Source organism: Caballeronia sp. GAFFF1, assembly GCF_023630705.1.
In the GTDB taxonomy this organism is placed as follows: Bacteria; Pseudomonadota; Gammaproteobacteria; order Burkholderiales; family Burkholderiaceae; genus Caballeronia.
The window spans coordinates 52,023-76,262 of sequence record NZ_JALQEM010000036.1; the positions used below are offsets into that span (position 1 = coordinate 52,023).

Here is a 24,240-nt window from a genome sequence, read left to right on the forward strand (position 1 = left end):
TGGTTCGACCGGCCGCGCAATGCGAGCCGGTTGCCCTTCAGGGCAGTTTTGCCGCTAGGACATTTCCGGAATTTGCGTTCGGCCCATGCTGGGCGAACGCGCCGCGCCTTATGCGGCGGGCAGGCCGACGCCGGCTGTCAGAAGGCTCGCCGAGATTCGAAGTTCTTCTATATGGCCCAAACCCGCCGCTTTCTACCATTCGTTTCGTGGATTCGGTAAGGCAGTCGGGCGCGCCGATGCGGCGTTAGAAGACGCGACTTGCCAGCCGCCTTCAAAGGCGGCAACGAATCCAGATTGCCGAGGCGCTCAGCCCTTTCTGCAATTTCCCAAGTGCATCGCGCTGAGCGCATCGGTCCGCCGTTGATTGGTCAACGCGGAACGTCTCATCTCTCTCATTTGTGTTTTCCTATGAACAAGAATCGGTTTCGTCGCGTCTTTAGCAAACGACTCGGTATGTTGGTCGCCGTCGCGGAAGATGTCGTCAGTCAAGGCAAGACGCCGGGCGAAGGCACGACTGCTCAATCCTTCCCGAACGAAGGGGTGTTGCGCGTCGTTTCGGCGATGACCGCGTTCGCTGCCGCCATCCTCGCGACGCAACCCGGCGTGAGCTTCGCGCAGGCGTTGCCGACGGGCGGTCAGGTCACGGCAGGTCCGGTCACGGTTAGTGTGCCGCCTGTCTGCGTGAGATTGCCAGCGAAGTCGACACCGGCACCCGTATTGGCCGCACCCGTGATCGAACCGCCGCCGATATTGGCGATGTTGCCAGCGAGGTACACAGCATTAACACCGGCCATACCGTTGCCGTTCACGGTATTGCCAGAGATGGTCAGCGTGCCGCCATCAAGGTCGGTATTCGCACCTTGAATCGTCACTGAACCATTGTGATTACCGCTCATGTCCGCGGTCAGGTTCAGGTTCAGCGCGCTGCCCGTGGCCGTGATGTTGCCGTTGAGCTGGATGCTGCCATTGGCGAGCATGTTCAGCGTCGCGGCATTGTTGCCGGTCTTCACGATGTCAGCGCCTGCGACCTGCGTGATATTGCCCGTCGCCGTGCCCGAGCTCGCCGTCGCGATCGTCACGTTCGTGCCCCCGCTCAGCGCATTGCTGATCGTGGCGTTGTTCACCGTCGCGCTCGTGTTCGAGCCGCCGCTGAAGCCGCTCGACACGTTGCCGCTGTAGTTCGAGTCTGCGCTCGTGCTAATGGTCACGTCCGTCGGATCGATCAGCCATGCGCCAGCCTTGCCGTTCGGCGCCGCTGCGCTCACCGTGCCTTGCACGCTGAGGCTGTGACCCGACGTTTCGACGAAACCGCCATTGCCATGCGCCGAGCCCGCATTGATGCTCGCGCCGCTATCCACTTGCGTGAAGTTCGCGAACGTCACGCCGTCTTGCAGCATGCCGGCGGCAGCCGTGCCGTCGAGCTTCTTCAGACTGTCGCCACCGATGATGACCTTGCCGCCTGCCGTATCGCCGCTGGCATCGATCGTCGCGTTGCCGAACACGCCCACGCGGTCGCCCGACAACACCACCGTGCCGCCCGCGCCCGTTGCGCTCGATGCATCGACCTTGCCCGTGACCGTCACATCGCCCGTGTTGCCGGCATCGGCGACGACCGTGCCTGCGCGCGTCACGCCGTCGAGGTTCACCACCGTGTTGAGCAGCGTGTTGCTGCCGCGCGCGGTCAACAGCACCGAGCCGTCCTTCGCGTTGATCGTGCCGCTGTTTTCAACGAGCGCGTTGGCCGTCGCGTTGGTCAGCGTCAACTGGATGCCTTGGCCGTTCGGCAGCGCCACCGTCGCGCTGTCGCCCGCGGCGAGCACCACTTGTCCGCCTTGCGCCGTGTTGATCGAGCCAGTGTTGCGAACCTGATCGCCCACCAGCGTCACAAAGCCTTGCGCCTGAATCGAGCCATCGTTCTCGACGCTCGCGTTCTTGCCGGTCGAGCTCAGTTGCAGCGGGCCGCCCGCCATGAACTGGTTCGCGTCGATCGATTTGGTCGTCGCGAGCAGCGAGCCGACGTTGACGACCGAACCCTTGCCGAACAGCACGCCGTTGGCGTTCTGGATCAGGATCTGACCGTTGGCGAGGAGCGAACCCTGAATGTTCGATGCACCGCCGCCCGTCACACGGTTCAGTGCTTGCGATTGCGCATTCGGCTGGTTGAACTGCACCGTGTTGCCGGCGCCGACATTGAACGAGTTCCAGTCGATCACGGCGCGTTGGCTGCCCTGATTGATGGTCATCGTGTTGCTGTTCTGCGAGATCGCTGCCTGACCTGCCGTGACCTGACCGCCCGTCGGCAACGCCTGCGCGAAGCTCACGCCGGGTTGCGTCGCGAGGATGGCGGCGGCGAACGCGGTCATCGCGGAGACCGTGCCGAACGCACTTTCACTGGAGGCAGCACCGGAAGCCGTGCCTTCGCCCGGCGTCTTGCCTCGACTGACGACATCTTCCGCGACGGCCACCAACATGCCAAGTCGTTTGCTAAAGACACGACGATACCGATTCTTGTTCATAAGAGAGACAGATTTATAAGAGAGATGAGACGTTGCTGCGTCGATGACTCAACGGCAGTCCAATGCGTTTCACGTGGATGAATCACGAAATGAAAACGCGGCTTGGCAAACAGGATTCGATGCAGCCTTCAAAGGCCGTAAGTTCTTGACTGAATCCTGCGAGGCGAATGGTAGAAAGCAACGCCGCGGATCGATATAGAAGAACTTCGAATCTCGAAGGCACAAAGAAAGCCGGCGCGCGGCGCTTTGTATGCAAGGGCGTGCGCCCGGCGAAACAACCGGCCACCACACGAATGCTCGGCGTCGGCAGGAGAAAGGTTAAGATTTCAGTCGGGCTGAATGAATAGAAGAAGTTCTAACTTTTCTGTGCGGATGTCGCGAGCACGCAAAAAAAAGCCCGGCGCGAAGGCCGGGCTTGGAACTGCGTCAGACACACGACGAGCGTGCTACCTGCCCGTCGTGCGCATCATCAGGCAGAGGCGCCTGCGGTGGCCGCACGGGGGCTTCCGTGAAGAACCGCCATGCCCGGCTTGAGCCAGCCATGCGACTTGACGACGTACGGCTTGCCGTCCTGCATGCCGCTCTCCGTGTAGAAGTACTCACGCGTCTGCATGTTCACCGACAGGTCCGCCTTGGTCTGCTTCTTGTCGTCCTCGAACGTGTAGTGCTTCACGCCGTCCGCGCCGTCACGGTATTGCATGTGACGCGACAAAGCGCCCGCGCGGGTCAGCAAATCGACGTCGGCCGTATCCGTGGTCAGATCGATCGACACTTGCTGCACGGTTGCATCTGCCCAGAAAGCGGCATCGCCCATCTCCATCGTCAGCGGTTGCACGTGGTCCAGATACATGTGCATCGCGTTGTTGTAGATCAGGTACGACAGACCGCCCGCCACGCCGATACCGCCAACAATGGCCGCCGCCGTGCCGCCCGCCGAACTGCCCGAACTGCCCGAGCTGCCGTGGGCATCGGTGTTGCCACCGTTGTCCGTGCCGTTGCCGTTGCCGTTGCCGCCGTTGGCACCGCCGTTGGCACCGCCGTTGGCACCGCCGTTGTCGCCGCCGTTGGCACCGCCGTTGGCACCGCCGTTGGCACCGCCGTTGTCGCCGCCGTTGGCACCGCCGTTATCGGATCCGTTGTGGTCCGTGTTGCCACCGCCCGTATGGATGATTACGCCGTTGTCGATCACGTTGACCGTACCGTTGCCGTCGGTGTTGAACGTGCCGTTGTCGTCGATCACGCCCTGGCCGTTGGTCGAATTGCCCGAGATGTTCGTCGTGCCATTGTCCGTGGTGTTGATCGTGCCGTCATCGATCACGCCCGAGCCATTGGTCGAGTTGCCCGAGATATTCGTCGTGCCATTGTCCGACGTGTTGATCGTCGCGTTCGGCTCGATGTCCGTGCCCGTACCATTGGTCGAGTTGCCGTCGATGTTGGGCGAACCGTTGCCGTCGGTATTCACCGAGCCGTTGATGTCCGTGCCGTCAGCTAGCACGCCCGTCGTGTGTCTGAAGCAGACGCAGTACCGAAGCCCGGCCCTCGCGCCGGGCTTTTTCGTGCGTGCTCGCGACATCCGCACAGAGCAATTTAGAACTTCTTCTATTCGTCAGCCTGCGTCGAAACCTTAATCTTCTATTCGTCAGCGCCAGAGCGAATACGAGCATCAACGGAACGTCAGTCAGCGGCGCGTTGAAACAATCGACCAGGAACCGAAACATGAAATTCAGCATCGCAAAGTTCGAACACCACTGCTATCGCCGCGAATACGAAAAAGCGGGCCGCATGCTGCTCGAGCTGCTCAACAAGATCGATCAGAACTACGGCGTTCTCATGGACATCGACACGTGGGCGCAGTCGGTCGAAGCGCGCGACATCATGGACGATCACCTGCTCACGCGCCTCGCCTCTGCGATCACCGCGCTGGCATCCGATCCGAAATTCACCATTTCCGACCACGGCATCGGCAAACTGATGCTGTTTCAGCGATGGCTCGCCGCGCTATTCGCCGCAAGCTCGTTCCGCAACGCGGACCACGTCCTGCGCTCGTTCAGCGCAAACGAGGAATCGCGCAACTCGCTCGAACTGCGCAACGCAGAATTCCGCAAGTTCCAGCTCTTCTATCTGCCGGAATCGGAAGTGCGCCTCGACTGGGATCTGCTCTGGAAGCACGACAAGGTGATGACGGCCAGCATGGCCACGACGATCATGTCGTCACGCTTTCTCGCGACGCCTTCCGCGCACGCCAAACGCGAATTCCTGCTGCGCTGGCTGCCCGAGCGTCTTGCCGAAGTCGAAAGCCTCGATGTGCTGCCGATGGGCGTTTTCCACGACATGTACATGCATTGCAGCTACGCGGACTATCCGGGCAAGCACGACATCAAGAAGCCGATCAACGCGCTCGTGCGCCGCAAGCTCGCGAGTCTCGGCATCCATGACGTCGAGCGCCGCGCGCAAGCCGTCAAGAAGGGCGAAAAGCCTGTGCTGCTCGTCGTGCTGGAGTGGTTCTCGAAGAATCACTCGATCTACCGCACGCATTCGCAGACCATCGTTGCGATGCGCGAAAAGTTTCATATCGTCGGCATGGGCTTCGACGGCCGTGTCGACGATGCAGGAAAGGCTGTGTTTCACGAATTCATTCCGCTGCAAGGCGGCAATGTCTGGGAAGTCGCCAAGCACGTTCGACGGACCAGCGAAGAGCGCAATGCGCAGATGATGTATATGCCGAGCGTCGGCATGTTCCCGATCACCATGGTGCTCGCCTGCCTGCGTGTGGCGCCGCTGCAATTGATGGCGCTCGGTCATCCGGCGACGACGCACGGTCATGCAATGGACTATGTCGTCGTGGAAGAAGATTATGTCGGCGATGAAGCCTGCTTCAGCGAGACGCTGCTGAAGCTGCCCTCGGACGGCATGCCGTATCGCGCGCCCGCTGCACTGCTGGAGCTCGAATTGCCGCCGAAGCAGCCGTCGGATGGCGTGGTGAAGATCGCTGTCGCCGGCACCACCATCAAGCAGAATCCGGGCTTCCTGAACACGTGCGCGGAGATTGCGCGTGAGTCCAAGGTGCCGGTGCATTTCCACTTCCTGATGGGGCAGGCCAACGGTCTCATCTTCCCGCAGGTGCGCAATCTCGTGCGCCGCCTGATGGGCGACAAGGCGACCGTGCACAAGCACCAGAACTACCACAGCTACATGAAAGTGATCGCCGGTTGCGATCTGTTCCTCAACCCGTTCCCGTTCGGCAATACGAACGGCATCGTGGATACCGTGTGGGCGGGACTCGTCGGCGTGTGCAAGACGGGGCGCGAAGTGCACGAGCATATCGACGAAGGCATGTTCCGCCGTCTCGGCTTCCCGGAATGGATGGTCACGAAGACGAACGACGAGTACAAGGCGTCGGCGCTGCGCCTGATCGAAAACGCCGACGAACGCAACGAACTCGCCGCGAAGCTGGCAGGACCGCAGGCCATCGAAAAGCTGATTTTCAAGGGCCGGCCGGAGATTCTCGGTGAACGCATGCAGGCGCTCTGGCAAGAGCAGTTGCGAAGCGCGACGAGCGTCAAGGCCGAGTCGGAGAACGCGGAGCCTGCCGAGGCTATCGCATAAGCATCCAGCGCGCTAACACGTTTCATCTGTCGAGAGCCCGGCCATCGTGCCGGGCTTTTTTGCATGGGCGGTCCGCATTCGTGGTCCGCGTGCTCGAAAAGCGAAACGCACGCATCGAAACACAGCGTTTCTTGCTTGCCAGAAGGCACTTTAGAACTTGTTCTATTCGGATCGGACAAGCGAATCCTTAACCTTTGATCTGAGGACGATACGCGAACAAAGGTCGATGAACCAGGCGCGACGTTCCAGCGTTCGGGTTCATAGCAAGGATACGTGCAATGTTGAAGATGAATGAGATTGCGGCAGCGGTCCGCCGCATGGTGTGTGTCGGATCGGTCGTGCTGGTCGGCGTGACGGGCGCCGAGCGCGCGGTGGCGTCGGAAGTCACGGAAGCAGACGCGATCGTGCAGAAGGCGATGCCCGCCACGCAGGATGCAGCCGCGAGCGAGTCGCAAGAAACGCACGAAACGCGCGCAAGCGTGAACGTGGTTCCCGCCGAAGGCGCGGATGCGCTCTTCGTGAAGCAGATGCTCGATGCGGACATCAAGAAGCTGGGCGATGCGCCGCATTCGCTCAAGGAAGTCGATCACTGGTCCGACGTTCTCACGACGGCGCTGCGTCAGGGCGGCTTTCCGCTCGGTCAGGTGCTGATGACGGATGCCGACTGGCGCGCGGCGCAGAAGGGCGGGCAGGCGCAGTTCACGGTGTTTCCGGGGCGCATTCGCAAGATTGTCGTCAACAACAAGTCGCGCGCCGCGGATGCGCGCCTGCAACGGCTCGTCACCCATGCGCTGTGCGGCAGCGAAGGCGTGAGCGGCGTGTGCCTGCTGCGCACGTCGCGGCTCGAACGCGCGACGCAATTGCTGCAAGACCTGCCGGGCGTCGCGCTCGATGGCGCACCGCGCTTCTCGCCGGGCGCGGCCACGGGAGACGTCGATGTCGTGTTCAACATCGCGCAGCAAGGCAAGCCGGTCCGTGCGGACCTGATTCTCGACAACAAGGGTGTCGAGTCGACGGGAACGTATCGCGCGGGCGTGACGGCATCGGCGAACAATCTGTTCCATGCCGGCGACGCCTATGCGTTCACCATCACGAGCACGGACAAGAAGATGTGGACCGGCGCGTTGACCGGCAGCGCGCCGATTTTCGACGACGGCCTGCGCATGACCGGCGGCGTCACGCGTCAGCAGTACTTCATCAACGCGGGGACGCCGGTCAGAGGCGTGGCGACGACCGGACAGGCCGGCGTGCAATATCCGTTCGCCCGCGGACTCGACGCCAATGTGTGGGGCGGTATGTCGCTGCTGCACAGCCAGACTTCGACGGACCTCACGGATTATCACGAGACCACGCACAGCAAGCTCGATTCGCTGCAACTTTCGTTGACCGCGGATAACGGCGAACGCGCCCGCGCGCTGCGCACCAATCTCGCGGCAGGGCAGATCGCGCTGACGCTCGGACATCAACGCAACGACGACCCGTCGGACCCGATCACGCAGCGCGCGGGCAACTACGCGAAGTTGAGCAGCACCGCGTTCGGCACCTATGCGCTCTCGAAGAGCGGCAACCTCTTTGTCTCCGGCCGCTTCACTGGTCAGCTCGCGAGCCGCAATCTCGATGCGAGCGAGAAGCTCTCGCTCGGCGGTCCGGATGCCGTGCGTGCCTACCGCGCCGACGAAGGTTCGGCCGATGAAGGCTTCGTCGCGAACGTGGGGCTGTATCAACGCATTCCGGTCGCCACGGGCCATCAAATCCAGCTGGGCCTCTTCAACGACTTCGCCTATGGACGCGTGAACCACTCGCCCTGGGACCGCTGGGAGAACACCTATCCCGGCGTTGACGGCGTGACCAACAACCGCGTGCTCGCGGGCTATGGCGTGAGCGTCGACTGGCTGACGCCGATTGGCGCAACGGTGTCCGCGTCCGTTTCAAGACCGTATCGCTTCTCCGAAAGCTCATGGGTCGAGCCCGGCAAGAAGCCGACGCAGTACTGGCTCTCCGTCACCTGGAGCCATTGAGCTCGCGACCCGCTTCGGCGCGATGCCGGCGGACAACCCTTTGCTGCAACAACCGGGACACAGCATCATGCAATTCAGCATCAATAAATTCGAGTACCTTTGCTATCGTCGTGAGAAGGAAGCCGCTGGCCGCGAGCTCTTGAAACTGCTTGCGCGAATCGACGCCAACTACGGCCTTTTGATGGATGTCGACAGCTGGGCGCAGTCCGGCGAAGCAAGCAACATCATGGACGATCACCTGCTGACGCGCATCACCTCGGCCATCACGGCGCTGATGAGCGATCCGGATTTCCAACTCTCCGAAGTCGGCATCCGTCAGACGCAGGTGTTTCAACGCTGGCTTGCCGGTCTTTTCGCCGCGAGCCCGTTCCGCAACGCCGATCACATTCTGCGCTCGCTCGGTCTCGACGAAGAGGCGCGTCACTCCGTGCAACTGCGCGCGGGCGACATGCGCAAGTTCCAGTTGTTCTATACGCCCGAGTCCGAAGTGCGGCTCGACTGGGACGTGCTCTGGAATCACGACAAGATCGCAACCGCGAGCCTCGCGACGACCATCATGTCCTCGCGCTTTCTCGGCACGCCTGCCGCGCATCAGAAGCGCGAAATGCTGCTGCGCTGGCTGCCGGACAAGCTGGATCAGATCGAAAGCATCGACGCGTTGCCGGTCGGCGTGCTGCACGACATGTACATGCATTGCAGCTATGCGGACCTGCCGGGCAAGCACGACATCAAGAAGCCCATCAACACGCTGATTCGCCGCAAGCTCGCAAGCCTCGGCATTCACGATGTCGAGCGCCGCGCGCAAGCGGTGAAGAAAGGCGAAAAGCCGGTGCTTCTGGTGGTGCTGGAATGGTTTTCGAAGAATCACTCGATCTATCGCACGCATTCGCAAACGATGGTCGCCATGCGCGACAAGTTTCATCTGATCGGCATGGGTTATGAAGGCCGCGTCGATGAAGCGGGTCGCGACGTCTTCGACGAATTCATCGCGCTCGAAGGCGCAGACCTGTGGGACCACGCGCGCCAGGTACGCGATGTCAGCGAAGCGCGTGCCGCTCAGGCCATGTATATGCCGAGCGTCGGCATGTTCCCGATCACGATGGTGCTCGCCTGCCTGCGCGTCGCGCCGCTTCAGATGATGGCGCTCGGTCATCCGGCCACCACGCACGGTCACGCGATGGACTACGTGGTCGTCGAAGAAGACTATGTCGGCGACGATGCATGCTTCAGCGAGAAGCTGCTCAAGCTGCCGTCGGATGGCATGCCGTATCGTCCGCCGGCAGCGATGCTCGAGCTCGACTTGCCCAAGCGCAAGCGCCTCAAGGCCGATCCCGTGAAGATCGCGGTGGCGGGCACGACCATCAAGCTCAATCCGGGCTTCCTGCAGATGTGCGCCGACATTGCGCATGAAGCGCCGGTGCCCGTGGAGTTCCACTTCCTCGTCGGACAGGCGACGGGCCTCACGTTCCCGCAGGTGCGCAATCTCGTGCGCCGCCTGATGGGCGACAAGGCCGTGGTCCACAAGCATCAGGACTACGCGAACTACATGAACGTGATCGCCGGTTGCGACATGTTTTTGAATCCGTTCCCGTTCGGCAACACGAACGGCATCGTCGATACGGTGTGGGCGGGTCTGGTCGGCGTATGCAAGACCGGGCGCGAAGTGCACGAGCATATCGACGAAGGCATGTTCCGCCGCCTCGGTTTCCCCGAGTGGATGGTCGCGAAGACCAACGCGGAGTACAAGGCGGCGGCGCTGCGCCTCATCGAAAACGAAAGCGAGCGGCGTGATCTGTCGCGCGCGCTCGCGGGTAAGAAAGCCATCGAGAAGCTCATTTTCAAGGGCCGGCCGGAAATTTTGGGCGAGCGCATTCAGGCGCTCTTGAAGGACTTGTGTGCCGCTCGGACGGCGACTGTGGCGACTGCGGCGGCTGCGGCTGTCGCTGCGAAGTGAGGCAAACATGAAGGAAACCAGCAAAGCAAGCCAGCGCCGTTCGCATGAACCGGCATTCGTCCAGCACTACTTCGTGGGCGACGGCCTCGATATCGGCGTAACCGATGATCCGCTTTCATCGCATGCACACGTCTTTCCGCGCATGGGCAAGGTCACGTCGTGGGCCGCCGAAAAGGGCGATCTCGCTTCGATGGACGGCGCGAGCGACGCGGGATTCGATTTCGTGCACGCGAGCCACGTGCTCGCCCGCCAGCAGAATCCGCACAAGGCGCTCGCGCGATGGCTCGATCTCGTCAAGCCGGGCGGTCATGTGGTCGTCACCGTGCCGGACGAAGACCTCTACGGCAAGGGCGTGTGGCCGAGCCGCTTCAACGGCGCGCACAAGGCGAGCTTCACCATCTACAAGGCCGAGAAGAAGCTGCCGCGCTCGGTGAACGTGCTGGAACTCGTACAGGCGATGTCGCATGTGGCGGACTGCGAGCGCATTGCGCTCGTGCGCGACAGCTTCAACGCCGCGAGAGCGGACGCGGACCAGACCGCCGACAGCAACGCCGAGTGCGTGATCGAAATCGTGCTGCGCAAGCGCGCCGTGCCAACGGCGCATGAGATGAAGCATGCGATGGAGCACGCGCACAACGCGGCGGACGCCATCGCCGCGGCGCAGGCGGCGGTGCGTCAGTATCCGTATCGCTTCGACATCTATCACCGCGCGATGATGCAGTTCCTGCGCTGGGATGCGCCCGAGCTCGCCGACGCCATCTGGAAGCAGTGCGTCGAGCGATTGCCGGGCGAGCATCTGCCGCGTCTTTACGAGGCGTTGCATCTGATCGCGCGCGGCAAGCTGAACGAAGGCTTCGCGTTGCGGGAAACGCTGATGGCGCCGTTCGGATGGAAGCGCCGCAGCACCATGGAGCCCCCGCAGAACGTGCCGCAGTGGAAGGGCGAATCGTTGAGCGGCAAGTCCATCGCCATCTGGAGCGAGTTCGGCCTGGGCGACGAGATCTTCTTCCTGCGCTTCGCGAAGATCTTCCGCGAGAAATGCGGCGCGAAGCGTGTGGTCGTCGTGTGTCAGGCGCCGCTCGTCGAACTGTACGAGGCGTCGCTCGGCGCGGGCGATGTCGTCAATGTGCAGGACGCCGCGAACATGACGGGCATCGACTACTGGGTGTTTCCGCACGCCATACCGGCGCATATGCCGCTCGAACTCGACGCGCTGCCGCGCACGGTGCCTTATCTGCGCGCGCCCGCAGCCGTTGCGTCGAAGCTGCCCGATGTTGCGCCGGGAAAGCTGAAGGTCGGCGTCGTGTTCAAGGGCAACCCGACGCACGAGAACGATGGCCACCGCTCGCTGCCGTCGCTTGCCGTGCTGAACGATCTGCTCGGGATGGACGGTATCGAATTCTTCAGTCTGCAAAAGGGCGCGGGCGCCGACGAAGCGGTACGATACGCAACCGAACGCGCCAACTTCCACGACGTGGGCGCACGCCTCAACACGATGGCGGAAACGGCGAGCGCCATCGCGGCACTGGACCTCGTGCTGACCGTGGATACGTCGGTCGCGCACGTCGCGGGCGCGATGGGCAAGCCGGTGTGGCTGATGTTGCCCGCCTACGGCGACTGGCGCTGGCATTACACGCGGGAAGACAGTCCGTGGTATCCGAGCATGCGCCTCTTTCGCCGCCGCTTCGGTGGCGACTGGGCGGAAGTCGTCGCGCGCATCGGCGGACACTTGCGGTATCAACGGGCGATGCAGGCCCCGGCCGCAAGCGCGTGATGAAACGCCCTTCGCCGCGTCAGGTGTTCGTGACGTTCATCGGCAACTTCGTGCTTGCATTGGGTGTGCTGCTCGCCGCGTCGAACGTGTTGCGGGACTCGTGCAGCGGCTGTGCGGCGCCACAGCGTGCGTTGATCGTCATTGCGGCGGCGACGTGCATCGTCGTCGCGCGGCCGGCGTTCAGAACGGAGCGCGGCCGCGCGAGCCGCTCGATGTTCGCCTCGGAGCCGGACATCGACGCCCTCTTTATCGGCCGATTGATGGGGCTCGCGCTCGGCGTGATGACTTCGCTTTGGCTCAGCGTGTCGTTCCGCTGAACCGGCGAGCCGGTGTCAACGAATCGAAATCCGTCTATATCGCGCGACGCTGGGGGCGCGTGAAAATGTAAGCGACCTGCGATGTCCGGGAAAGCTTGCCCGCGCGTGCAATGCATGGCGCGTTCAAGCACAAGGGAGCCATCCCGCCCGGACCTCCGGTTCTTGTTCGACCCACTTCGCCGCCTTACCCGGGCGGTTTTTTTTTGCTGGAGAGAAGGGCTCGACGAGCGAAACAGTGCGTCTGCCTCGTTGCTGCACGTTATCGACATTGTTCGATATATCGCGCGACAACGTTTGACTAAAGTCATGGGATTGATGCTGCAGGGGATGGACGCAAGCCATGCATGCGGGGTGTCGGCGATGGCTTCGGTCCTGCGCAGAGGCACCGCATAGGCGAAGCGGCCGCCTCACCGGATGCCAGCCGCATTCCTAGACAGGTGCTCACATGTTCGTTTCAGATTCGATCAGCCAGGCCTTTCGCAAGTGTTGTGAAGCAGTGGGAATCGCGTCGACGTTCCTGGTACCCGCGTTCTTCGCCATGTCGTTCGTCATACTCGCGGTGCTGTGCGTGGGTATGTCGGAGTCCATATTAAATATAACGATCGCAGTCGTGTTCATCGTGGCGATGCTCGTGATTACCGGCATGCTGTTAGCCGAGAGCCGGAAGTACAAGAAACGCGGAAAGTCACATGTTACGTCGATGCCGCTCTGTCGCCTGATTGAGCCCGCGCCGCAGGACGATGAACGCCCCCTTGCGAACAGCGAACAATGCGACTGTATCGAGCCGCGTTGCCGTCTGTGCCGTAGCGGCGGCCGGCGCCTGCGGCTCGGCTGCCTGACCCCTGGAGCCCACTGTGAAGACAGGAATGAATAGCGTCCCATCGGACCAGACCGCGCTTGCGCACGCGCCGTCCCCCGTCTTTCAATGCGAATGCCCTTATCCTAGAATGACTACAGGGCATCTCTGCCCGCTGGGGAGACGTGATGATGAAACAGTCCGTTCGTCTGTTGCACCGATTGCTCCGATTGTTCCGATTACGTCGGGCAGCGCGTCGATTTCATTTTTCGAAGCACATGTCCAACACGCCGGCAACGGTGTGCTCATGAAGGGACACACCGGTCCCATCCGCGTGGTGCTGGCCGATGACCACCCCATCGTACTTCTGGCCGTGTCCGACCAGTTCTCCAAGCTTCCCGGCTTCACGATCACCGGCACGGTGAACTCCGGCGCGGAACTGATCCGCGTGCTCGACAAAGCGCCTGCCGATCTCATCATCACCGATCTCGTGATGCAGGGCGACGAGGAAGTGGAACTCGACGGCTTGCGGCTCGTGAGCAAGCTGCGCCGCTCGTATCCGGATATTCCGCTCGTCGTGCTCACCATGATGACGAGCGGCGGCATGTTTCATGAACTCTGCAAGCTCGGCGTCGCCGCTATCGTGAGCAAGGAAGAGCCCGCGAGCGAGTTGGCGCAGATCAGCATGCGCGCGCTCGCCACGAAGGAAACGATCTTCTCGCCGAAGATCCAGCATCGTCTCGCGCGGGAAGGGTCCACGACAAAAGACCTCGCCCGCGAACAGCCGCTTTCGCCGCGCGAGCTGGAAGTGGTGCGCCTCTTCGCGCAGGGGCTCTCGGTGACCGAGATCGCGCGCACGCTCAACCGCTCGGTGCCGACGGTCGCGACCCAGAAACGCTCCGCCATGCGCAAGCTGCATGTCGAGAATCACGTGGACCTCGTCAAATACGCCGCGAAGACAGGGTTGGCCTGATGGAGCGTTTTTTCGCCGCATCGCAGAATTCTCCTCTGCAAATGCTGCGGATGCTCGAAAGCAACCTGAAGCGCGAGCGGCGCATCTTCGCGATCGCCGTGGGTTTGCTGATCTTCGCCGCGCTGTGCGGCGCAATGGCCAGCGCGTTTTTCATGTTGAACTCGACGTTGAAGACCGAGGCCGAGTTCGCGCAGACGGCCATGCGCGGCGTGAACGTCAGCGTATTCAGCCGATACAACATGCTCACGCCCGGCAGCCTGCTGCTGGAAGTGGGCGCCTTGCCCCCGAAAGACAGCGTGCCCGAGCCGCGAGGCAAGCCTCAGTGCCAGGCGTATCCATCGGGCCGGGAGGACGCGGCGCTCTCCGCCGCATGCGAGGCGGCGCGTCAGATGATCCCCGAGGAAAGCACGCCGCCCATCCTGCAGTACGCGAGGTTCGACGGTAGTGCGTCCCACGGTTTCGCGTTCTTCGAGGGCACCGACAACAAAGTCGCGCCGCCCGAGAGGCTGTCCGCACTCACGGATCTGGCGAAAATCTTCATGCGCACGCGCGGCATCGCGCCGCTCGACGCCGCGCGCGCCCGGCGCGTCATGTGGTTCATGGCGCCGGCGTCGATCGGATTCGCGACGCCGACGGTCATCATGTTCATGGTGGTCGCGCGCAACAACGAGCCTTTCGGACTCGTGTACACGCGGGTCTCGCTTCAGAAGGCGATGGACGCCGCGACGCCGCAATCGATGGAATCGCAGATGGCCATCATGGACGACGAGCATCACGTGCTGGCTGGCGACGACACGGTCTATGTGCGATCCACCAACGCGCAGCTCGCGAAAGCGCAAGCGGGCGTGTTCCACTGGGCGTCCGGATACAGCTGGGGCGCACGGCTCGACACGCTTGCGCTCGGCATCGGGCATATCGTCGTGGTGCTGCCGGTCGCGACCGAACTTACCTCGAAGCGCATCCAGTTGTCCATTCTGATGACCGTCACCGGGGCGCTCATCGCCATGTTGCTCGCGATGTACCGCTACTGGAATTTCCGCTTTCTCACGCGCTCGTACGAGCAGGCGTGCCGCGCGGTCGAAGGCGAGATACTCAACCACCTGCTCGTGCATGCGACGCCCGTGGGTCTGTGCATCGCGCTGAAGGAAGACCTGCATGTGATCGCGGCCAATCAGGTCGCGCGCTCGCTGTTCGATCTGACCGACGCGTCCATGCGCCTGCCGGCCGGTCTCTGCGATGCGTTTCGCGCGCACGGCATCGCGCCGGCGAAAGAGGGCCCCGACGCGACCATCCGGCAGCTTCACTACACGCTCGACAAGCCGGATGCCGGCACGCTGCATCTGAAGGTGTCGTACGCGTCGGCGGTCGTCAACAAGACCGACGTGCTGTTCTGCGCGATCGCCGACATCACCGAGCACCGCGAAGTGGAACGGCTGCTGCGCGACGCGAAGGAAAGCAGCGACGCCGCCGCGAAAGCCAAGCTCAGCTTCTTCGCCTCGATGAGTCACGAGATCCGCACGCCGCTCTCGTCGCTCGTCGGCAATCTGGAACTCGTCGCGCTCGGACCGCTCGCCGCCGAACAGGAAGCCCGCGTTCACGCGATGCAGGCGTCGGCGGGCGCGCTCTTGCAGGTCGTCAACGACGTGCTCGACTTCTCCAAGATGGACATCGGCGAAATGCGGCTCTCGGAGGAATGGGGCTCCATACGCGCACTCGTGGTCCGCGTGATGGTCGCGCATGCGCCGCTCGCGAACCGGCAGGGCTTGCGGCTCTTCGTCGTGATCGACCGCTCGTGTCCCGGGAAGCTCTTCTTCGATCCGATTCGCGTGTCGCAGATTCTGAACAACCTGCTCGGCAACGCGCTCAAGTTCACCTACTCCGGAAAGATCGTCGTGCGCGCCCGATGGCTGAACGAGGCGCTCGAACTCAGCGTCGCGGATTCGGGTATCGGCATTCCGCCATCGCAGCGCGAAAAGCTCTTCCAGCCGTTCATTCAGGGCGACGCCCACCGACTCACGCAGGCGCGCGGAACGGGGCTCGGCTTGTCCATCTGCGTGCGGCTTTGCGAACTCATGAAAGGCCGCATCTCGCTCGACAGCGCCGAAGGCGTCGGCACGCGCATTAGCGTGTCGCTGCCGCTCGCCGCCGACGCAACCGCGAAAAGCGACGACGCGGTTTTGCTCGACGGCAAGCCGGCCGTTCTGTGCCGCGCGAGCGAGTATCGTGAATGGTTCGAGAATCTCTACGACCCGGAGCTCAGTTCCGTCACGTATCTGACACAGCCGGACGCCGCGCTCACGGAGGGCTGCGACTACTTCATCGCCACGGACGAGTTCACCGAGGAAGATATCAAGGCGGCATGGAAGGACGGCACGCGCGTGATCCGCATGACGCAGGACGGCCCGCTCGTGCCGGTGCATTGGGGCGACGGCGTGCTCGAAGTGAGCATCTTCAGTCTCAAGGGATTCAAGGACGCGATCGCGACCATCAAGGGACGGCAGCGCGGGTCGACACTGGCCCGCGCCGCCGACGTGCTGAATTCGCCGGCCGCGCGCAAGGCGGGGCCCACCGTCGTGATCGCGGAAGACAATCTTCTGAATCGCGGGCTCCTGCGCGATCAGCTTCTGACGCTCGGCGCAACCGTGCTGGAGGCGCACGACGGCGAAGAGGCGCTCGATCTCTTGCGCAAGCATCGCGTGGATATCGTTCTGACCGACATGGACATGCCGAAGATGTCGGGAGCCGAACTGCTCGTCGCCGCCCGCGCGCTCGATCCCGCCATGCGCATCTATGCGATCAGCGCGAGCGCAAGCGCGCAGGATGTCGAGCGCGGGCGCGCGCGCGGCTTCACCGACTATCTGACGAAGCCCGTTCCGCTCGCGGTGCTGGCAGGCGTGCTGCAGACAGCGGGCGCGGAAATGGCGCATGCCGCGCAGGAACCGGAGCAGCATGCCGCGAGCGATTCGCACGAAGACGACGATCTTCCGCCGCGCTTCCCGGCGATTCCGCCCGCCTACATGCCCGATCTGGCCGGGCAGATCGACGAAGACATCGTCGCGCTGGACGACATCTGCAAGGAAAAGGACGCGCGCAAGCTGCGCCGCTGGGCGCATAAGCTCGCGGGCGGGCTGACGGTGCTCGGTCCGTCCATGCTGTACGACCAGTGCCAGGAACTGCGCGCGTTGCTGCGTGAATCGGAAAGCTGGGTCGAAGACGTCGATACCTTCACCGCGCTCATTCGCCGCGACCTGATCGAATTGCGCGACATGCTGCATGCAGTGCTGGACCCGCATCCGAGATAGCGAGCCGGATGATTACATCCGCTGCGTCGGCGAGGCGACCGCGTCCAGTTCTTCGCGTGCCGCGAGCGCGTCGTCTTCAGAGAAGCGGTATCCGCCGCGGCCTTCGATCTTCGCTTCGTAGAGCGCGATGTCGGCCCGCTTGAGCGCGCGCTCGAACGATTCGCCCGGCTTCCCAAGCGCAATGCCGATACTCACGCCCAGCGTCACGACCATGCCCGCGTCGAGTTCGTAAGGCAGCGAGAGATCACGCACGATGCGCCGCGCGAACGCGATGCTCGCCGCATCCGCGAAGTAGGTCGCCACAAGGGCGAATTCGTCGCCGCCCAGACGCGCCGCGAGTTCGCCATGCCGCATCGCGTTGCGCAGACGGTCCGCGACGCGCCGCAGCAGTTCGTCGCCCGCATCGTGGCCGTGCGAATCGTTGACGTGCTTGAAGCCGTCCAGATCGACATACATCACCATGACTTTCTCGCGGTGCGCGCTGCCCGCGATCAGGCGCTCGGCGTGGTCGCTCAAGTAACGCCGGTTCGGCAGGCCGGTCAGCGAGTCGTGATGCGCCCAGTGCAGGATCTTCGCTTCCGCGCGGCGGCGCGCGGTCACGTCCTCGACGATGATGACGGCGCTGCCGTCCGGCACCGGATCGCGGCTCAGTTCGAGTCGACGGCCATCGGGCAGCGTGAGATCGAGCGGGGCGTGGGGGTCCTTCAGCCACTCGCCGCAGCGCGCGGTCAACTTCGCGCGCAGGGATTCGCCGTGTCCGGCGAGCGCAAGATAGCCGATGAACTCCGGCAGCGCCACGCCGATGCGCAGCATGTCGGCGCTCGCGCCGAAGAGCTCCGCCACCTTGCGATTGGCGATGACGACCGCGCCCGCCGCGTCGATGGTACAGAGGCCGTGCGGCATGTGCGCGAGCGCGGCGTCGAAGCGGGCGGCCAGTTCCGCGTGCTCTTCTTCGGCCGTCATCAGCGCAACGAGATTGCGATAGTGGCGGCGCACGACGACGCTCATCGCAGCGATATAGACGACGAGCGGCGGCACGAGCATCCAGTAACCGGCGGGGCCCATGAGCGCGCCCGCGCCGATCGGCACGCTGCCCGCGCAGATCTGCGAGATCGCGAGATGCGGCACGCCCGCATTGCGCGACGCGATGCCGCCGAGCATGCCGGCCGTCACCATGATCGCGAGCGAGGCGAGCATGGCGTCGCCGGACATGACGCAGGCCATCGCGCCCAGGCCGGTCAGGCCGCAGGCGATGAGCCCGAACGGCGCATAGCGCCGCGCCCACGGCTCGGGCTGCGGCGATTGCCTGCGCCGCGCGGCGCGGTAGCGGCACACGACCGCCACGCGTGCGGCGAGAAGCAGCGCGTCCGCGACGAACCACGCGACGGTCCACGGCGCATGCGCGCGCACGAGCGCGACCAGCGCGACGAATGCGGTGGAGCCGCCCGCGAGCAGCAGCGGGCGAAGGTCGTCGAGCAGAGTGAAGAGCAGCGAGGAGCGATGGCCCGGCGTGATGCGCCCGTCGTCCGTTGCCGGTGTCGCCAGAAGGGAATCGAGCAAGGACGAGGAGCCTGACATGCGAGATACCGGCGGACCGGAAAAATACTGGGAAGGCATCGGTGAGGCACGGGCTTATCCGGCGTGCACCGTCATATGCGGGTTTACGGCAGGTCGGTCGAAAACTGAAAGAGGCAAGCGGTCAGCAGGCGCTATTGTCATCGCGCGAGCCGGCCTTCAGAATCTGCGCATCCCCGAGCCGCTGCTTATCAATTCAAGGACACACCATGGCAAAGATCCTGACGCTGCACGGCGTCAACCTCAACATGTTCGGCAAGCGCGATCCCAGGCAGTACGGCACCGCGACGCTCGCGCAAATCGACGAGCAACTGGCCGCGCTCGGCAAGGAACTGGGCGTCGAAGTCGAGTGCTACCAGACCAACATCGAAGGCGAGATGTGCTCGCGCATCCATCAGGCGTTCAGCGATAACGTCGATGCAGTCGTCATCAACGCGGGCGCGTGGACGCATTACAGCTACGCGATCCGCGATGCGCTCGCCATTCTGACCGTGCCCGTCATCGAGGTGCACATGTCGAACGTTCATGCGCGGGAAGCCTTCCGGCACGTGTCCGTGTTCTCCGAAGTCGTCAAAGGGCAAATCTGCGGCTTCGGCGTGGAAAGCTATCTGCTCGGCCTGCGCGCGGCGGTATCGGCGATCAAGTGATGCCGCGCCGCGTGTAAGGCCGTTACGCAGCGCGGCTCGCGTCTTTCACGCTGGCGGCGGCGCGGCGCGCGCGGCTTTGCACGGGCACAGGCTTGCGCTCGCGCAGCGTCGCGCCACGGATGAACAGCACAGCGAAGAGCGCGCAAACGGTCCAGACGATGGCGATGATGGTCAAGTAGTTCATTGTCGTGTTCCTGATTCGATGCGTATTCTTGTGAGTCGTGATGCTCAGGCTTGTGCGACGGGCATGGCGAGGAGGCGGCCGATCAGCGTTTGCGCGATCGCGTGCTGCTCGGCCAGCGTTTCGGCGGCGTCGGCGGCATCGGCGTTGGCCTGCGCGCGGACCTGCGCGGCAAGGCGCAGCACGTTGTCCGACGCCGTCCGGAGTTCGGCGAGCAGTTCGGCTTCGAAAGCCGCCACGCCGGCGTGGGATTCGATCGCGCCGAGAATCGCCGTCTGCTGCGGCGTGCTGTTCGTTTGCATCGTCTGGAACATGTTGGCTTCCCCGTAAGTGGATGAATCCATTCTGCGCGGGGAGCGCCCGAATCAATCCTCCGAAAAAGACCTGATTCCCGGTTCAGTTTGATCTCTTGACGGCCCGCCTTCGCGCCCCAGGAGGGTGCGAAGTCCATCCGGCAAGGCTTCCCGGGGCGCCGGGAAGGTAAAATGGCGTGTTTTTCCGCGCGCCGTGAAGCACGGTTCGACGAGTGTTCGCCCTGTACAGTCGCCCGTCGCACGAAAAAACAACACTTTTCGCGTTTTCCCGGCAGGCAGCGGCAGAGCGGCGCGCGTCCTTGGCAGTTCAGGCAGAGATCGACAATGGCTTCAGGCAACAACCCGGCAGCAGCCCAGCACGAAACACTCAGGCGCGGACTCAAGAGCCGCCACATTCAACTCATCGCGCTCGGCGGCGCCATCGGCACGGGGCTTTTCTTAGGCGTCGCGCAGACCATCAAGCTCGCCGGGCCGTCCGTGCTGCTCGGCTATGCGATCGCCGGGATGATGGCGTTTTTCATCATGCGGCAGCTGGGGGAAATGGTCGTCGACGAGCCCGTGGCTGGCTCGTTCAGCCATTTTGCGGACAAATACTGGGGCCACGCGGCCGGTTTCGTGTCCGGCTGGAACTACTGGGCCGTGTATATCCTCGTGAGCATGGCCGAGCTGTCCGCGGTCGGCATCTACATGCAGTACTGGTGGCCGGCGCTGCCGCCCTGGGTATCGGCGCTCGCGTGCTTCGCGATCGTCAACGCGATCAATTTGACGAGCGTGAAGTCGTACGGCGAGCTCGAATTCTGGTTCGCCATCGTGAAAGTCGCGGCGATCGTCGGCATGATCCTGTTCGGCGGCTATCTGCTCGCGTCGGGCCACGCGGGGCCGCAGGCCAGTGTGACGAACCTCTGGCGGCTCGGCGGCTTTTTCCCGTACGGCGCGAGCGGACTCGTGATGTCGATGGCGGTCATCATGTTCTCGTTCGGCGGGCTGGAACTGGTCGGCATCACGGCGGCTGAAGCCGAGGACCCGTCGCGCAGCATTCCCCGCGCGACGAATCAGGTCATCTACCGCATCCTCATTTTCTATATCGGCGCGCTCGGCGTGCTGCTTTCGCTCTATCCGTGGGACAAGGTCGCCACCGGCGGCAGCCCGTTCGTGCTGATTTTCCGCGAGATGAACAGCACGGTGGTCGCGAACGTGCTGAACGTGATCGTGCTGACGGCCGCGCTTTCCGTGTACAACAGCGGCGTCTATGCCAATAGCCGCATGCTGTACGGCCTCGCGCAGCAGGGCAACGCGCCGCGCGCGTTGCGCCAGGTGAGCGCGCGCGGCATTCCGCTCGCGGCGCTCTTCGTTTCGGCCGTCGTGACGGCGGCGTGCGTGCTGATCAATTACTTCATTCCCGGCCGCGCGTTCGAACTGCTGATGGGGCTCGCGGTATCGGCGCTCATCATCAACTGGGCGATGATTAGCATCATTCATTTGAAATTCCGCCGCCACAAGCGCGAGCAGGGGGCGGCCACGACGTTTGCGAGCCTCGGTTATCCGTTCACGAACTACCTGTGCCTCGCATTCGTCGCGGGCATCGTCTGGGTGATGTACGAGACGCCGGACCTTCGGCTATCCGTCTATCTGATTCCTATCTGGCTGGCGATTCTCGGAATCGGCTACTATCTCAAAACCAAGGGCGACGACGCCGGCAAGCGAAGCCGCGCGCCGTCCCGCTGATCCTTCGTGCTGCATTTTCGTCCTGAATCTAGTTCTTATACCCAGACCATGTTCGAACATATCGATGCCTACCCCGGCGACCCGATCCTCTCGCTGAACGAAAACTTCCAGAAGGACCCGCGCACGAACAAGGTCAATCTGAGCATCGGCATCTATTTCGACGACGCCGGCCGCTTGCCCGTCATGCAGGCGGTGCGCGAGGCCGAACTCTCGATCCTTCAGGAGCTCGGCCCGAAGCCGTATCTGCCGATGGCCGGTTTCGCGCATTATCGCGATGCCGTGCAGGCGCTCGTGTTCGGCACGGGCAGCGCGGCGCGCGCCGAAGGCCGCATCGCGAGCGTGCAGACGCTGGGCGGCTCCGGCGCGCTGAAGGTGGGCGCGGACTTCATCAAGCGATACTTTCCGGCGTCGAAAGTATGGGTGAGCGATCCGACGTGGGAAAACCATCGCTTCATCTTCGAGCGCGCGGGCTTCGAAGTGGACACGTATCCGTACTACGACGAAGCCACCGGCGGCCTGCGCTTCGATGCAATGCTCGATGCCATCGACGCGTTGCCGGCAAAGAGCGTCGTGCTGCTGCATGCGTGCTGCCACAATCCGACGGGCGTGGATCTCGACGAAGCGCAGTGGGTCAAGATCATCGACGTGCTGCATAAGCGCGACCTGCTGCCGTTCGTCGACATGGCATATCAGGGCTTCGGCTCGGGGCTCGAAGACGACGCGTTCGCCGTGCGCGAGCTTGCGCGCCGTGGCGTGCCCGCGTTCGTCGCCAATTCGTTCTCGAAGAACTTCTCGCTGTATGGCGAGCGTTGCGGCGGCCTGCATGTGATCTGCGACGATGCCGCCGAAGCCGACCGCGTGCTCGGCCAGTTGACGAGCGCGGTGCGCGCCAACTACAGCAATCCGCCGACGCACGGCGCGAAGATCGTGACCAAGGTGCTGACGACGCCCGAACTCGCGCAGTCGTGGAAAGATGAACTCGCGGCGATGTGCGAACGTATCGCGCGCATGCGCCGCGCGATTCACGACGGCCTGCGCGAGCACGTGCATGGGGAGGCATTGTCGCGTTACGTCAAGCAGCGTGGCATGTTCACCTACACGGGTCTGGAAGCGCCGCAAGTGGACCGTCTGCGCGAGGAATTCGGCGTGTATATCCTGCGCTCGGGGCGCATGTGCGTCGCGGGGCTGAACGAGAGCAACGTGCAGACCGTCGCCGACGCCATCGGCAAGGTACTGGCTAAGTAAGGCATCGCCGGGCGCCGGCCGCAAGCGCCTCACAACGCGGGACAGGACAGCACCTGCTGCGGCGGCAGCGTGCCCGGTCCCGCGTCCACTTTCGAGCCGCGCGGCGGCGTCGAAATCAACCGCACGCTGTTTTCTCCCGCGCCTTCGCCCGCGCTTTCCCCCGCATTCGCAAGCACGTACTGCTCCGCGCTTCCATCCGGCTGCCAGTACACGCGATACACCGCGTCATCCCGATAGATATGTAGCGTGCCGTGCACGGGCTTGTCGCCTTGCACGAGATCGGCGCGCGCGCCTTCCTGCAAGGTCAGCGCGTTGCCCGACGCGCCTTGCAGCACGCCGCAGGCGGGCTGGCCGGCGTGCGCGTGCGCGCATGCAAGAAGCGCCGCGCAGAAGGCCGCGTAGCGATACGGCGAAACGTTCATCGGCGATGCCTCCGAAAAGTGAATCGGCCATGCTCCGCAGCAAGTTATGTGCGTACCGCGTGCCGAGGCGATTCGCTTCGCCGTTCGTCCGCGCGTGTGCTACCTTGAATGAGCAGCGTTCGATGTTGGAGGGCGCCATGTCAGTGATCGCACCCGACGAGAAGGCGGATTTCCTCGCGATTCTCGCGCGCCACCGGCTCGACCCGAGCGATTTCCTCGTGCAGGAGGCGGGCGAATCGGATGTCGTGGACGACGTTTATCCGCTGCGGGGACACGTGAGCATCGTGCGGCGTTCGACGCTCAAGGAGCGCGAATATCGCATCGGGCACGGCACCGCATGGGTGACGGCGTTCGAGAAGGACCTCAATAAGGGCGCGTTTGGCTGATCGCGCGCGCCGCGCAAGTGTTTTCAACGCATCTTTTTGAAGCGGAGCACACGATGAGACCGACCGACTTCACATCGTTCAGGGCGCACCTCGCCATGCTGCTCCGCGATCTGCCGCGCGGCATGACCGCCGATCTGACCGATGTGGCCGTTGCATACTGGAACGGCAAGCAGGTCGTCGGCGCGTATCTGCGCGATAACGGATGCATCGACGAAGATTTCGACTTCGACGAAAACGCCTGGGGCGTATGGCGCGACGAGTTCCTGCCCTGGTTCGACGCCCCGCGTTTCTCGGAACGCAGCGATCTGAAGGCTGCGCTCGTCTCCGGCACGCATTGCGCGACGGTTCACGGCGGACAGTGGCCGCGTCCGCGCTGAAACGGCTTCGCAACGAAGCATCGCCCTACTTCTCATTCGCTCTCCCGCCCGCGAACGGCACGTGACTTGCTGCCCGAGACCGGTCTGGCAACGTCCGAACCACGGCTGACGA

19 protein-coding genes and 1 pseudogene are annotated in these 24,240 nt (G+C 63.4%); 14 read left to right on the forward strand and 6 right to left on the reverse strand.

Annotation, left to right across the window (positions count from 1 at the left end; all coding sequences use genetic code 11):
• The first annotated feature begins 408 nt into the window (after positions 1-408).
• On the forward strand, positions 409-864 hold the full coding sequence (locus NCR37_RS28545; RefSeq protein WP_350029077.1) for an ESPR-type extended signal peptide-containing protein: 456 nt from the start codon (positions 409-411) through the stop codon (positions 862-864).
• Positions 865-1,598: 734 nt separating this feature from the next.
• Here NCR37_RS28545 and NCR37_RS28550 read toward each other — a convergent pair.
• Positions 1,599-2,516, reverse strand: a pseudogene (locus tag NCR37_RS28550) (two-partner secretion domain-containing protein); the annotation flags it as partial.
• Positions 2,517-2,985: 469 nt separating this feature from the next.
• Complete coding sequence (locus tag NCR37_RS21260; RefSeq protein WP_250474804.1) at positions 2,986-4,011, reverse strand: hypothetical protein; 1,026 nt, start codon at positions 4,009-4,011, stop codon at positions 2,986-2,988.
• A gap of 221 nt (positions 4,012-4,232) precedes the next feature.
• Between NCR37_RS21260 and NCR37_RS21265 the strand changes: the two genes are divergently transcribed.
• The 8 genes from NCR37_RS21265 to NCR37_RS21300 all read left to right on the forward strand — a co-directional run bounded on the left by NCR37_RS21265 (position 4,233) and on the right by NCR37_RS21300 (position 17,256).
• Positions 4,233-6,122, forward strand: coding sequence for a peptide transporter (locus NCR37_RS21265; RefSeq protein WP_250474805.1), 1,890 nt, complete (start codon positions 4,233-4,235; stop codon positions 6,120-6,122).
• Positions 6,123-6,400: 278 nt separating this feature from the next.
• Positions 6,401-8,140 carry a ShlB/FhaC/HecB family hemolysin secretion/activation protein gene (locus NCR37_RS21270; RefSeq protein ID WP_250474806.1) on the forward strand — a complete coding sequence of 580 codons (1,740 nt, stop codon included), beginning with the start codon at positions 6,401-6,403 and terminating at the stop codon, positions 8,138-8,140.
• Between the two features lie 67 nt (positions 8,141-8,207).
• Entirely contained in the window at positions 8,208-10,094 is a 1,887-nt protein-coding gene (locus NCR37_RS21275; RefSeq protein ID WP_250474807.1) for a peptide transporter, read from the forward strand.
• Positions 10,095-10,101: 7 nt separating this feature from the next.
• Positions 10,102-11,868 carry a methyltransferase domain-containing protein gene (locus NCR37_RS21280; protein WP_250474808.1) on the forward strand — a complete coding sequence of 589 codons (1,767 nt, stop codon included), beginning with the start codon at positions 10,102-10,104 and terminating at the stop codon, positions 11,866-11,868.
• Positions 11,868-12,185 (forward strand): hypothetical protein, encoded by a 318-nt coding sequence (locus tag NCR37_RS21285; protein ID WP_250474809.1) that lies wholly within the window; start codon positions 11,868-11,870, stop codon positions 12,183-12,185. The genes NCR37_RS21280 and NCR37_RS21285 overlap by 1 nt, the downstream gene beginning before the upstream one ends.
• Before the next feature lie 445 nt (positions 12,186-12,630).
• Positions 12,631-13,059: a hypothetical protein gene (locus NCR37_RS21290; protein WP_159832538.1), complete on the forward strand. Its 429-nt coding sequence runs from the start codon at positions 12,631-12,633 to the stop codon at positions 13,057-13,059.
• Positions 13,060-13,288: 229 nt separating this feature from the next.
• Positions 13,289-13,954 (forward strand): response regulator, encoded by a 666-nt coding sequence (locus NCR37_RS21295; protein ID WP_250474810.1) that lies wholly within the window; start codon positions 13,289-13,291, stop codon positions 13,952-13,954.
• Positions 13,954-17,256 (forward strand): ATP-binding protein, encoded by a 3,303-nt coding sequence (locus NCR37_RS21300; RefSeq protein WP_250474811.1) that lies wholly within the window; start codon positions 13,954-13,956, stop codon positions 17,254-17,256. Before NCR37_RS21295 ends, NCR37_RS21300 begins: the two co-directional genes overlap by 1 nt.
• A 12-nt stretch (positions 17,257-17,268) precedes the next feature.
• Here NCR37_RS21300 and NCR37_RS21305 read toward each other — a convergent pair whose 3' ends face one another.
• On the reverse strand, positions 17,269-18,834 hold the full coding sequence (locus NCR37_RS21305; protein ID WP_250474812.1) for a sensor domain-containing diguanylate cyclase: 1,566 nt from the start codon (positions 18,832-18,834) through the stop codon (positions 17,269-17,271).
• Positions 18,835-19,040: 206 nt separating this feature from the next.
• Between NCR37_RS21305 and aroQ the strand changes: the two genes are divergently transcribed.
• Complete coding sequence (aroQ, locus tag NCR37_RS21310) at positions 19,041-19,478, forward strand: type II 3-dehydroquinate dehydratase (protein WP_250474813.1); 438 nt, start codon at positions 19,041-19,043, stop codon at positions 19,476-19,478.
• Positions 19,479-19,500: 22 nt separating this feature from the next.
• Here aroQ and NCR37_RS21315 read toward each other — a convergent pair whose 3' ends face one another.
• Positions 19,501-19,662: a hypothetical protein gene (locus NCR37_RS21315; RefSeq protein WP_250474814.1), complete on the reverse strand. Its 162-nt coding sequence runs from the start codon at positions 19,660-19,662 to the stop codon at positions 19,501-19,503.
• 44 nt (positions 19,663-19,706) lie between these two features.
• Entirely contained in the window at positions 19,707-20,003 is a 297-nt protein-coding gene (locus NCR37_RS21320) for a hypothetical protein (protein WP_250474815.1), read from the reverse strand.
• 294 nt (positions 20,004-20,297) lie between these two features.
• On the opposite strand from NCR37_RS21320, the gene NCR37_RS21325 reads away from it, so the two are divergent.
• Entirely contained in the window at positions 20,298-21,698 is a 1,401-nt protein-coding gene (locus NCR37_RS21325; protein WP_250474816.1) for an amino acid permease, read from the forward strand.
• A gap of 48 nt (positions 21,699-21,746) precedes the next feature.
• On the forward strand, positions 21,747-22,943 hold the full coding sequence (locus tag NCR37_RS21330; protein WP_250474817.1) for an amino acid aminotransferase: 1,197 nt from the start codon (positions 21,747-21,749) through the stop codon (positions 22,941-22,943).
• 29 nt (positions 22,944-22,972) lie between these two features.
• Here the strand turns inward: NCR37_RS21330 and NCR37_RS21335 are convergent, their stop codons facing one another.
• The gene (locus NCR37_RS21335; RefSeq protein ID WP_250474818.1) at positions 22,973-23,365 is read right to left on the reverse strand and encodes a hypothetical protein; all 393 of its coding nucleotides are present in this window, start codon (positions 23,363-23,365) and stop codon (positions 22,973-22,975) included.
• 137 nt (positions 23,366-23,502) lie between these two features.
• Here NCR37_RS21335 and NCR37_RS21340 point away from each other — a divergent pair, with 137 nt between their 5' ends.
• Positions 23,503-23,751: a hypothetical protein gene (locus tag NCR37_RS21340; protein WP_250474819.1), complete on the forward strand. Its 249-nt coding sequence runs from the start codon at positions 23,503-23,505 to the stop codon at positions 23,749-23,751.
• Positions 23,752-23,804: 53 nt separating this feature from the next.
• Positions 23,805-24,128 carry a hypothetical protein gene (locus tag NCR37_RS21345; protein WP_250474820.1) on the forward strand — a complete coding sequence of 108 codons (324 nt, stop codon included), beginning with the start codon at positions 23,805-23,807 and terminating at the stop codon, positions 24,126-24,128.
• Positions 24,129-24,240 lie beyond the last annotated feature (112 nt).